This window comes from Staphylococcus simiae (assembly GCF_017357005.1).
GTDB lineage: Bacteria > Bacillota > Bacilli > Staphylococcales > Staphylococcaceae > Staphylococcus > Staphylococcus simiae_A.
The window spans coordinates 12110-24182 of the sequence record NZ_CP071589.1; the positions used below are offsets into that span (position 1 = coordinate 12110).

Annotated in this window: 9 protein-coding genes, 2 tRNA genes, 1 riboswitch and 1 other annotated feature (1 of these 13 only partly in view); all 11 genes read left to right on the plus strand. The window is 34.4% G+C overall.

The window, feature by feature from the left end:
- Positions 1–40: a binding site (T-box leader), on the plus strand; it begins 153 nt to the left of the window's first position.
- A gap of 147 nt (positions 41–187) precedes the next feature.
- The 11 genes from serS to J3R86_RS00095 all read left to right on the plus strand — a co-directional run bounded on the left by serS (position 188) and on the right by J3R86_RS00095 (position 11606).
- Positions 188–1474 carry a serine--tRNA ligase gene (serS, locus tag J3R86_RS00045; RefSeq protein WP_207517526.1) on the plus strand — a complete coding sequence of 429 codons (1287 nt, stop codon included), beginning with the start codon at positions 188–190 and terminating at the stop codon, positions 1472–1474.
- Between the two features lie 439 nt (positions 1475–1913).
- Entirely contained in the window at positions 1914–2606 is a 693-nt protein-coding gene (locus J3R86_RS00050) for an AzlC family ABC transporter permease (protein WP_207517527.1), read from the plus strand.
- Positions 2603–2932, plus strand: a complete 330-nt coding sequence (locus J3R86_RS00055; RefSeq protein ID WP_207517528.1) for an AzlD domain-containing protein — start codon at positions 2603–2605, stop codon at positions 2930–2932. The genes J3R86_RS00050 and J3R86_RS00055 overlap by 4 nt, the downstream gene beginning before the upstream one ends.
- Positions 2933–3139: 207 nt before the next feature.
- A riboswitch (SAM riboswitch) is annotated at positions 3140–3238 on the plus strand.
- Between the two features lie 57 nt (positions 3239–3295).
- Positions 3296–4258, plus strand: a complete 963-nt coding sequence (gene metX, locus J3R86_RS00060) for a homoserine O-acetyltransferase MetX (protein WP_207517529.1) — start codon at positions 3296–3298, stop codon at positions 4256–4258.
- Positions 4259–4617: 359 nt separating this feature from the next.
- Positions 4618–5556 carry a YybS family protein gene (locus J3R86_RS00065; protein WP_207518476.1) on the plus strand — a complete coding sequence of 313 codons (939 nt, stop codon included), beginning with the start codon at positions 4618–4620 and terminating at the stop codon, positions 5554–5556.
- Between the two features lie 14 nt (positions 5557–5570).
- Positions 5571–7538, plus strand: coding sequence for a DHH family phosphoesterase (locus tag J3R86_RS00070; RefSeq protein WP_207517530.1), 1968 nt, complete (start codon positions 5571–5573; stop codon positions 7536–7538).
- The gene (gene rplI, locus J3R86_RS00075) at positions 7535–7981 is read left to right on the plus strand and encodes a 50S ribosomal protein L9 (protein WP_002461662.1); all 447 of its coding nucleotides are present in this window, start codon (positions 7535–7537) and stop codon (positions 7979–7981) included. The genes J3R86_RS00070 and rplI overlap by 4 nt, the downstream gene beginning before the upstream one ends.
- Positions 7982–8012: 31 nt before the next feature.
- Positions 8013–9413, plus strand: coding sequence for a replicative DNA helicase (dnaB, locus tag J3R86_RS00080; RefSeq protein ID WP_207517531.1), 1401 nt, complete (start codon positions 8013–8015; stop codon positions 9411–9413).
- 279 nt (positions 9414–9692) lie between these two features.
- Complete coding sequence (locus J3R86_RS00085; protein WP_207517532.1) at positions 9693–10976, plus strand: adenylosuccinate synthase; 1284 nt, start codon at positions 9693–9695, stop codon at positions 10974–10976.
- 477 nt (positions 10977–11453) lie between these two features.
- Positions 11454–11528: transfer RNA gene (locus J3R86_RS00090), tRNA-Glu, on the plus strand.
- A gap of 5 nt (positions 11529–11533) precedes the next feature.
- Positions 11534–11606, plus strand: a tRNA-Asp gene (locus J3R86_RS00095).
- The last annotated feature ends 467 nt before the right edge of the window (positions 11607–12073 follow it).

Here is a 12073-nt window from a genome sequence, read left to right on the forward strand (position 1 = left end):
TTGTTAAATAGGGTGGCAACGCGTAGACCACGTCCCTTGTAGGGATGTGGTCTTTTTTTATTTGTCATAATAAATAGCAGTGATAGTTAAGCAACTTAGATGAATAAGTAGTAGTCTCAGTTGTCAGAGTATCATCACGTGTTAGCCCCCAATAAAAAAGATATTCAAAGGGAAAGGATGAAGGTTAATGTTAGATCTAAAATTATTTAGAAATGAACCTGAAGCAGTTAAGAGCAAAATTAAATTACGTGGAGATGATCCAAAAGTTGTCGATGACGTATTAGAGTTAGATGAACAACGTCGTAAATTAATTGCTGAAACAGAAGAAATGAAAGCACGTCGTAATAAAGTCAGTGAAGAAATCGCTATTAAAAAGCGCAATAAAGAAAATGCTGATGACGTTATTGCTGAAATGCGTTCACTAGGCGATGACATAAAGAAAAAAGATGAGCAATTAAATGATATAGATAATAAAATGACAGGAATTCTTTGTCGTATTCCTAACTTAATTAGTGATGACGTACCACAAGGTGCATCAGATGAAGATAACGTAGAGCTTAAAAAATGGGGTACACCTCGCGAATTTACATTTGAACCAAAAGCACATTGGGATATTGTAGAAGAATTAAAAATGGCTGACTTTGATCGTGCAGCAAAAGTATCAGGTGCTCGCTTTGTTTATTTAACAAATGAAGGTGCTCAATTAGAGCGTGCTTTAATGAACTATATGATTACAAAACATACAACACAACATGGTTATACAGAAATGATGGTACCACAACTTGTTAATGCTGACACAATGTATGGTACTGGTCAGTTACCAAAATTCGAAGAAGATTTATTCAAAGTAGAAAAAGAAGGATTATATACGATTCCAACAGCAGAAGTACCGTTAACAAACTTCTATCGTAATGAAATTATTCAACCAGATGTCTTACCTGAAAAATTCACAGGACAATCTGCATGTTTCCGTAGTGAAGCGGGTTCAGCTGGTCGTGATACAAGAGGATTAATTCGCTTACACCAATTTGATAAAGTTGAAATGGTACGCTTTGAAAAACCAGAAGATTCTTGGGATGCATTAGAAGAAATGACTTTAAATGCCGAAGCAATCTTAGAAGAGTTACAACTACCATACCGTCGTGTCATTTTATGTACTGGTGATATTGGCTTTAGTGCAAGTAAGACATATGATTTAGAAGTATGGTTACCAAGTTACAATGACTATAAAGAAATTAGTTCATGTTCAAACTGTACAAACTTCCAAGCACGTCGTGCAAATATCCGTTTCAAACGTGATAAATCTGCGAAACCAGAATTAGTACACACATTAAATGGTAGTGGTTTAGCAGTTGGTCGTACATTTGCTGCTATTGTTGAAAATTACCAAAATGAAGATGGAACAGTAACAATTCCAGATGCATTAGTACCATTTATGGGTGGTAAAACTCAAATTTCAAAACCAATTAAATAAGTATTAATGTCAAGCAACTGATTCAATACTCTTGGAATTATCGATAAATTTGTCGATGATTTTAAGAGTATTTTTATGTGTGATTATAGTTATGATAATAAGAGAGAATATAGTCAAAGTGCGAAGAAGGCCACAACGAAAAATGATGAGGTAGATAATTTATAAATACAATAATAGGGGAGGGGAGTAACCAAATAATTGAAGTAAAAAACAAACAATAACATCCAAATATTAACAAAATAAACAAGGGTAAGTCTAAACGAATAACGAAAAATTCTGAAATTTCAAAGCTTATTAATTCAAGATTCTTAGACGGTTGTATGTCTAACCTCACACAAACGGTAGTCTAAAGTCATTGCGCATCTACCAACCATATATTAGACTAGGTATATTCTTTTTACATTGTAATAAAAAATTAATTAAAGGAGGTACAGTATAAATGACGCATTTAACATTTAAACAAGGTGTTAAAGAATGTATTCCAACATTGCTAGGTTATACAGGTGTGGGAATTTCATTTGGTATTGTAGCCGCTTCACAAAATTTTAGTATTTTAGAAATTATCTTACTGTGCCTCGTTATATATGCTGGTGCAGCACAATTTATTGTCTGTGCCCTGGTGATTGCTGGTACACCTATGACTGCCATTATTCTCACTACAGCAATAGTCAATTCTAGAATGTTCTTATTAAGTATGTCTTTAGCACCTAATTATAAAACATATAGTTTCTGGAATAGAGTAGGACTTGGTTCATTAGTTACTGACGAAACGTTTGCAGTTGCAATTACCCCTTATTTAAAAGGAGAAAAAATTAATGATCGCTGGTTACATGGTTTAAATATTACAGCTTATCTATTTTGGACAGTGTCGTGTGTTGCAGGTGCAATATTTGGTAAATATATTTCAAATCCAGAAATGCTTGGTTTAGATTTTGCCATTACTGCGATGTTTGTCTTTTTAGGAATTGCTCAATTTGAATCAATAACAAAATCAAGATTCCGTATTTATGTCGTATTAATTGTTGCGGTTATTGTTATGATGTTGATATTGAGTTTAATGATGCCTTCATATGTTGCAATTTTAATTTCAGCTGTTTTAGCAGCAACACTAGGGGTGGTGATGGATAAATGACGATTTCTACATATATGCTCATACTTATTTTATTATGTGGTTTAGTCACGCTCATTATTCGAATTGTGCCATTTATGCTGATTTCTAAAGTACATCTACCTGATAAAGTTATACAGTGGCTATCATTTATTCCTATCACATTATTCACAGCGTTGGTCATAGATTCAATAATACAACAGCCAATGCATGGTCATGGTTACACGTTAAATATGCCTTATGTCATTGCGTTAGTTCCGACCTTATTGCTAGCTATCATTTCTAGAAGTTTGACGATAACGATTGTTGGTGGCATTGTTGTCATGGCATTACTGAGATTTTTCTTTTAAATAGGTTGAACGACATGGCTAACTTAGTTAAAATACTAGTAATTAGAAAATTCTGAATAGTTATCGAAACAGCATGGAATAATTATCACAACAGTGTGTTAGTCACTTTCGAAAATGAGAGTGGGTTACAAATAATAAAAAATATTTCATAGACCTACCCCAGCAAGACTGATTTGCACTAACAACTAACGTTTAACAATTTCATATATCTTATTAGGAGAAGTTGAGGGACTTGGCCCGATGATACTTCAGCAACCGACTTTTTAGCACGGTGCTAATACCAACGAATCACTCGAATGATAAGTATACAAACTTCTTACTGTTCATTGAGTAGGAAGTTTTTTTAATAAGGAGGAAAGTACGATGACAAATTACACAGTAGATACTTTGAATTTAGGTGAATTTACAACTGAGTCTGGAGAAGTAATAAATAATTTACAATTACGCTATGAACATGTTGGGTATCAAGGACAACCATTAGTTGTAGTTTGTCATGCATTAACTGGAAATCATTTAACTTATGGAACTGATGATAACCATGGTTGGTGGAGAGAAATTATTGATGGTGGTTATATGCCGATTAACGATTATCAATTCCTAACATTTAATGTTATAGGTAGTCCGTTTGGTTCAAGCTCACCATTAAATGATCCTGATTTTCCACGTCATCTTACATTAAGAGATATTGTTAGAGCTAATGAATTAGGAATAGAAGCACTTGGGTATGACCATATTAATATTTTAATTGGTGGCAGTTTAGGTGGCATGCAAGCGATGGAAATGCTTTATAATCAACGCTTTACTGTGGATAAAGCGATTATTTTAGCGGCAACAGATAAAACATCGTCGTATAGTAGAGCGTTTAATGAAATAGCGCGACAAGCCATACATATTGGTGGTAAAGAAGGATTGAGTATAGCGCGACAACTTGGTTTCTTAACCTATCGCTCCTCTAAAAGTTATGATCAACGCTTTACACCAGATGAAGTAGTCGAGTATCAACAATACCAAGGTAATAAATTCAAACAACAATTTGATTTGAATTGCTACGTCACACTACTCGATGTCTTAGATAGTCATAATATTGAGCGAGGTCGACAAGATGTAAATCAAGTCTTTGGCCAATTAGATACCAAAGTATTAACGATCATCGATGATTTGTTATATCCAGATGATCAAGTAAAAGCATTAGGCGAACGCTTTAAATATCATCGCCATTTCTTTGTACCAGATAATGTTGGTCATGATGGCTTCCTACTTAACTTTAATAGATGGGCACCTAACTTGTATCATTTTCTAAATTTAAAGCATTTTAAACGTAAATAACTTTATGAGCCTGGGACAAAAAGTATTTTACACTTAAAATGAAGCGTTTGACAGTAACTGTCTAGTTTTTAAAATGCTGAAAAATCAATGTTTTAAAAATTTAGTCAGTGTAGCCATAGTGCAATTACAAAATAAAATTTGTTTCTGTTCCGCTTCCGTAGCTACTGCTGTAAAAGTAAATAAGTGATATATAGCAATATTAATGGGTGGAATAGCGTATGGTATCACACAATCAAGCACTGCCTAATGACTATAATAGGTAGTGTCAAAATTATATTGTATTAAATGTTATACAAACCAAATTCCTTTAATTGTGAAATTGTAGCAAAGAGGTTAAAATGATAGCTATAGTTAAAAATATGGGAGTGGCGTATGTGTTTTCAAAAATACAACCTAAAGCTACAATAATATCAATTATTTCATTACTAATTGTTGCTGTAGCTTTATATCTAATACCTGGTTTAGGGCTAGTACTATGCTTGTTTGCAACAATTCCGGGTATAGTGTTATGGAACAAATCTACGCAATCGTTTGGTATAACTGCATTACTTACTGTGATATTAACGACAGTACTTGGTAATACATTTGTCCTAAGTAGTATTGTGTTAGTTTTAATTGCAAGTTTAATCATTGGCCAATTATTAAAAGAACGAACATCTAAAGAACGTATTCTTTATGTAACGACAGCTTCAATGAGTGTTATCTCATTGATTGGATTTATGTTGTTACAAACTTTCAATAAAATTCCAACATCAGCTGTGTTAGTCAAACCATTCAAAGATGCTTTACATGAAGCGGCAATAATGACTGGTGCAGATGCAAATATGAGACAAATCATGGAAGAAGGATTTAGACAGACAACTGCACAACTTCCTGGTTACCTCATTATGATTACATTTCTTATTGTCTTAATTAATTTAATGATTACATTTCCGATTTTACGAAAATTTAAAGTAGCGACACCAATATTCAAACCACTATTTGCTTGGCAAATTAGCCCAGTCTTATTGTGGGTATATATTATTGTCTTAATTTGTTTAATGTTTACGAATGAACCAAGTATTTTCCAGAGCATTATTTTGAATTTTGAACTTGTGTTATCATTAGTGATGTATATCCAAGGTTTAAGTGTCATTCACTTCTTTGGTAAAGCGAAACGCATACCAAATGTAGTAACCATTCTATTAATGGTTATCGGAACAATACTTACACCTGCGACACATATCGTAGGCTTACTTGGTATCATTGATTTAAGTTTAAATTTAAAACGTATGATGAAGAATAATTTTAAAAAGTGAATAGAGGTGGAATAATGAATCGGCAATCCACTAAGAAAGCTTTACTTATACCATTTGTCATCATGATCATCACAGCCATCGTCTTAATGGGCGTATGGTTTATCTTTAATAGCATTGTAGCTTTGATTGCTTCGGCAATTCTTGTCGTGATGATTATCGTGAGCGTTATATTATTTAGAAAAGCGCTACTGAAAATGGATAATTATGTGGATCATTTAAGTGCGGTAATATCAGCTAATAACAATAAAGCGATAAAGCATTTACCAATTGGTATGGTCATTCTAGATAAGAACGATCACATAGAATGGGTTAATCAGTTTATGTCTGAACATTTAGATACCAATGTGATATCAGAATCTGTAAATGAAGTATTTCCAAATATTTTAAAACAATTAGAAAAAGTGAAAGAACTGCAAATAGAGTACAATCAATATCATTTTAATGTACGTTATTCTGAAAATGATCATTGTTTATATTTCTTTGACGTGACAGAACAAGCACATACACATACATTATATGAAAATTCAAAACCAATTATCGCAACGTTATTTTTAGATAATTATGATGAAATCACACAAAATATGAACGATACACAACGTTCTGAAATTAACTCTATGGTGACACGTGTCATCAGTCGCTGGGCGTCAGAGTATAATATCTTCTTCAAAAGATATAGTTCAGATCAATTCGTTGCGTATTTGAATCAAAAAATATTAGCAGATTTAGAGAAATCCAACTTTGATATTTTAAGTCAGTTACGTGAAAAAAGTGTTGGTTACCGTGCACAATTAACACTAAGTATTGGTGTCGGTGAAGGTACGGAGAACTTAATTGACTTAGGTGAGTTATCACAATCAGGATTAGACTTAGCGCTAGGTCGTGGTGGTGACCAAGTCTCTATCAAGAATATTAACGGTAACGTGCGTTTCTATGGTGGTAAGACTGACCCAATGGAAAAACGTACACGTGTAAGAGCGCGAGTAATTTCTCACGCCTTAAAAGATATTTTAGCTGAAGGTGACAAAGTCATTATCATGGGACATAAACGTCCAGACTTAGATGCGATAGGTGCAGCAATTGGGGTATCTCGATTTGCGATGATGAACAATTTAGAAGCCTATATTGTATTAAACGAGTCAGATATTGATCCAACACTTCGTCGAGTAATGAATGAAATTGATAAGAAACCAGAATTAAGAGAACGTTTTGTAACATCTGATGATGCATGGGATATGATGACTTCTAAGACAACCGTAGTCGTTGTAGATACACATAAACCAGAACTTGTCTTAGATGAAAATGTCTTAAATAAAGCGAATCGTAAAGTAGTGATTGATCATCATAGACGTGGCGAAAGCTTTATCTCTAATCCATTACTTGTTTATATGGAACCATACGCAAGTTCTACAGCAGAACTTGTTACAGAGTTATTAGAGTATCAACCGACAGAACAACGTCTAACAAGACTTGAGTCAACTGTCATGTATGCAGGAATTATCGTTGATACTAGAAACTTTACATTACGTACAGGTTCAAGAACATTTGATGCTGCAAGTTATTTACGTGCACATGGTGCGGATACCATCTTAACGCAACATTTCTTAAAAGATGATGTAGATACGTATATCAATCGTTCAGAATTAATTCGTACGGTGCAAGTTGAAGATAACGGTATAGCCATAGCACATGGTTCAGACGATAAAATTTATCATCCTGTCACAGTTGCACAAGCAGCTGACGAATTGTTAAGTTTAGAAGGTATTGAAGCATCATACGTTGTTGCTAAACGTGAAGATAATTTAGTTGGTATTTCTGCCCGTTCACTTGGCTCAGTTAATGTACAATTAACAATGGAAGCGCTTGGTGGAGGCGGACATTTAACTAATGCAGCTACACAGCTTAAAGGCGTAACAGTAGAACAAGCAATCGCACAGTTACAACAAGCAATTACAGAACAATTAAGTAGGAGTGAAGACGCATGAAAGTAATTTTTACACAAGATGTTAAAGGTAAAGGTAAAAAAGGTGAAGTCAAAGATGTACCAGTAGGTTACGCTAACAACTTCTTATTGAAAAAGAATTTTGCTGTAGAAGCAACACCTGGTAATCTTAAACAATTAGAATTACAAAAAAAACGTGCTAAAGAAGAAAGACAACAAGAAATCGAAGATGCTAAAAAGTTAAAAGAAACATTAGCAAACATCGAAGTTGAAATTTCTGCTAAAACAGGTGAAGGTGGCAAATTGTTTGGTTCAGTAAGTACGAAACAAATTGCTGAAGCTTTAAAAGAACAACATGACATTAAAGTTGATAAACGTAAAATGGATTTACCAAATGGTATCCATTCATTAGGATATACCAATGTACCAGTTAAATTAGATAAAGAAGTAGAAGGTACAATTCGTGTCCATACAGTTGAACAATAAAGATGGATTGAAATAAGAGGTGTAATCAATCATGGATAGAATGTATGAGCAAAATCAAATGCCACATAGCAATGAAGCTGAACAATCTGTCTTAGGTTCCATCATTATAGATCCAGAATTAATTAATACTACTCAGGAAGTCTTACTTCCTGAGTCGTTTTATAGAGGAGCCCATCAACATATTTTTCGTGCGATGATGCACTTAAATGAAGATAATAAAGACATCGATGTTGTAACATTGATGGATCAATTATCTAGTGATGGTACGTTGAATGAAGCGGGTGGCCCTCAATATTTAGCAGAGCTATCAACGAATGTACCGACAACGCGAAATGTACAATATTATACAGATATTGTAGCCAAACATGCGTTGAAACGTAAATTGATTCAAACGGCTGATAGTATTGCGAATGATGGATATAATGAAGAACTAGAATTAGATGAAATATTAAGTGATGCTGAACGCCGTATACTTGAATTATCATCATCACGAGAAAGTGATGGCTTTAAAGATATTCGTGATGTCTTAGGTCAAGTGTATGAAACTGCAGAAGAACTTGATCAAAATAGTGGTCAAACACCAGGTATTCCAACTGGATACCGCGATTTAGACCAAATGACAGCTGGCTTTGGACGAAATGATTTAATTATTTTAGCAGCACGACCATCTGTAGGTAAGACTGCGTTCGCGCTTAATATTGCACAAAAAGTTGCTACACATGAAAGTATGTATACGGTTGGTATTTTCTCATTAGAGATGGGTGCCGACCAATTAGCAACACGTATGATATGTAGTTCAGGTAATGTTGATTCTAATCGCTTGAGAACAGGAACAATGACTGAAGAAGACTGGAGTCGTTTCACGATTGCGGTGGGTAAATTATCACGTACGAAGATATTTATTGATGATACACCAGGTATCCGTATTAATGATTTACGCTCTAAATGTCGTCGACTAAAACAAGAGCATGGTTTAGATATGATTGTGATTGACTACTTACAATTGATTCAAGGTAGTGGTTCTCGTTTCTCTGATAACAGACAACAAGAAGTTTCTGAAATTTCACGTACACTGAAAGCATTAGCACGTGAGCTAGAATGCCCCGTTATTGCACTTAGTCAGTTATCACGTGGTGTAGAACAACGTCAAGATAAACGACCAATGATGAGTGATATTCGTGAGTCAGGGTCTATCGAGCAAGATGCCGATATCGTAGCCTTTTTATATCGTGATGATTACTATAATCGTGGCGGGGAAGAAGATGACGATGATGATAGTAATTTCGAACCACAAACGAATGATGAAAATGGTGAAATTGAAATTATTATTGCTAAACAACGTAACGGCCCAACAGGTACCGTGAAACTACATTTTATGAAACAATATAATAAATTTACAGATATCGATTATGCGCATGCAGATATGATGTAAAAATATTTTTATCCGTACAATTAACTTATTTTATGTTTAATTGTACGGTTTTTGTTTTGTTGTAAATAAAGAATCTTTTGTTAAGTTTGTGTATTACTTAAAGTGTAAAATATCTGTAATGATTGTTATGACAACGTTTTTATAACTTTAATAGTAAAAAATGATATAATTAATTTTGGTTGGATGTCCAAAATTTAATGTTCGATTTTTATTTGCATTATAGGTTTTATATTGGTAGAATATCAAATGGTTAATCGAGAAAAACTTGGAGGTGCTCACATGTCATCAATCGTAGTAGTTGGGACACAATGGGGAGACGAAGGAAAAGGCAAAATTACAGATTTCTTAGCAGAGCAAGCAGATGTTATTGCACGCTTTTCAGGTGGTAATAATGCAGGACATACCATTCAATTTGGTGGAGAAACTTATAAATTACATTTAGTACCATCTGGTATCTTTTATAAAGATAAATTAGCAGTCATCGGTAATGGTGTCGTTGTTGATCCAGTTGCACTATTAAAAGAATTAGACGGTTTAAATGAACGTGGCATTTCAACAAGTAATTTACGTATTTCAAATCGTGCACAAGTAATCTTACCATATCATTTAGCTCAAGATGAATATGAAGAGCGTTTACGTGGCGACAATAAAATTGGTACAACGAAAAAAGGTATCGGCCCAGCATACGTAGATAAAGCACAACGTATAGGTATTCGTATGGCTGATTTACTTGAAAAAGACACATTTGAAAGACTTTTAAAAGCAAATATTGAATATAAAGAAGCTTACTTTAAAGGTATGTTCAATGAAACATGCCCATCATTTGATGATATTTTTGAAGAATATTATGCAGCGGGTCAACGTTTAAAAGAGTTTGTTGTAGATACACCAAAAATATTAGACGATGCATTTATGGCAGATGAAAAAGTATTATTCGAAGGTGCCCAAGGTGTCATGTTAGACATCGATCATGGTACATATCCTTTCGTTACATCAAGTAATCCAATTGCTGGTAACGTTACTGTTGGTGGCGGTGTAGGTCCAACATTTGTATCAAGAGTGATTGGTGTATGTAAAGCTTATACTTCACGTGTTGGAGATGGCCCATTCCCAACAGAATTATTTGATGAAGATGGACATCACATTAGAGAAGTTGGGCGTGAATATGGAACAACAACAGGACGTCCTCGTCGTGTAGGTTGGTTCGATTCAGTGGTCTTACGACATGCGCGTCGTGTAAGTGGTATTACAGATTTATCTATTAACTCAATCGACGTGTTAACAGGATTAGATACTGTTAAAATTTGTACAGCTTACGAGTTAGATGGACAAGAAATTACAGAATATCCAGCTAACTTAGATCAATTAAAACGTTGTAAGCCAATCTTTGAAGAATTACCAGGTTGGACAGAAGATGTCACACAAGTACGTACATTAGAAGAATTACCAGACAATGCACGTAGATACTTAGAACGTATTTCAGAATTATGTAATGTACAAATTTCAATCTTCTCAGTCGGCCCAGACAGAGAACAAACAAACTTACTAACAGAATTATGGTAAGAAAAATCCTCTACGGAGGATTTTTTTATTTTGCCTTTAGGGAGCGGTATAGAACTTATAAATAGTGAGACAGAACTTATAGATGTTGAGATAGAACTTTTAGAAAATGATGTAGTCATCTGATTTCGGTAAGAAGAACTATAGTGGCAAGTTGTTATCTTATAAATGCTGTATCATCTAGACCATTACTGCTCAATGTTTTCAATGAAGTGTACTATGTACTTTGTCTTAATCTCGAAATAAAGATCTTGTTAATTAATAACAGAAGTCGAGGATTTTGAGATGTAACAAAGTATAAGTCGAGATATTGTTCAAACAACAAATACTTTAAACAAGATGCAACGATAATAAATTGAATACCAATCAATTGCAATTTTTCACTTATAACAGTAATTAAAAAATAACAATAAAATTATGTAAAAAATATCTTGTCATGCGAAGTTTGGCTGTGCTATAATCTATCTTGTGCTTAAGAACGGCTCCTTGGTCAAGCGGTTAAGACACCGCCCTTTCACGGCGGTAACACGGGTTCGAGTCCCGTAGGAGTCACCATTTTAGGTCTCGTAGTGTAGCGGTTAACACGCCTGCCTGTCACGCAGGAGATCGCGGGTTCGATTCCCGTCGAGACCGTATATGCCTACCCAACAGGGTAGGCATTTTTTTATATCTTTTTAACATTATATGCTACTGTATAGGGCATAGTTGTTTTATGATCATGTAACTGTTATAGGTTTTCCATTTTTCAGGACTGATAGAGTGAATGCCAATTACAGTCAAACATGTAAGAGAAACGTCTTATATAACTAATATGATGCTTAACTAACGTGTGATGGGTATCACAACTTAACCATAAGTACTCGATATACATCAATAATCTACATCGACGTCCAGTAACATAAATTTAAATACCGACACACATCAATGCTCACTCACTAACTTGTAACACATACCAACGCCCACCACCTTACTTGCAAAGCACAACCATCAATTACTAAACACAGACCAACGCGCAACCAATGCTGATTCTCACACATCACTATTTACTAAACACATACCAACTAATCCCCTAACACCACCGACAACCATAGATAAACCCA

What these genes read in the sequence shown, in the direction of transcription:
- serS (WP_207517526.1), top strand. Translation starts at nt 188, where the DNA reads ATGTTAGATCTAAAATTATTTAGAAATGAACCTGAAGCAGTTAAGAGC.
- J3R86_RS00050 (WP_207517527.1), top strand. Translation starts at nt 1,914, where the DNA reads ATGACGCATTTAACATTTAAACAAGGTGTTAAAGAATGTATTCCAACA.
- J3R86_RS00055 (WP_207517528.1), top strand. Translation starts at nt 2,603, where the DNA reads ATGACGATTTCTACATATATGCTCATACTTATTTTATTATGTGGTTTA.
- metX (WP_207517529.1), top strand. Translation starts at nt 3,296, where the DNA reads ATGACAAATTACACAGTAGATACTTTGAATTTAGGTGAATTTACAACT.
- J3R86_RS00065 (WP_207518476.1), top strand. Translation starts at nt 4,618, where the DNA reads ATGGGAGTGGCGTATGTGTTTTCAAAAATACAACCTAAAGCTACAATA.
- J3R86_RS00070 (WP_207517530.1), top strand. Translation starts at nt 5,571, where the DNA reads ATGAATCGGCAATCCACTAAGAAAGCTTTACTTATACCATTTGTCATC.
- rplI (WP_002461662.1), top strand. Translation starts at nt 7,535, where the DNA reads ATGAAAGTAATTTTTACACAAGATGTTAAAGGTAAAGGTAAAAAAGGT.
- dnaB (WP_207517531.1), top strand. Translation starts at nt 8,013, where the DNA reads ATGGATAGAATGTATGAGCAAAATCAAATGCCACATAGCAATGAAGCT.
- J3R86_RS00085 (WP_207517532.1), top strand. Translation starts at nt 9,693, where the DNA reads ATGTCATCAATCGTAGTAGTTGGGACACAATGGGGAGACGAAGGAAAA.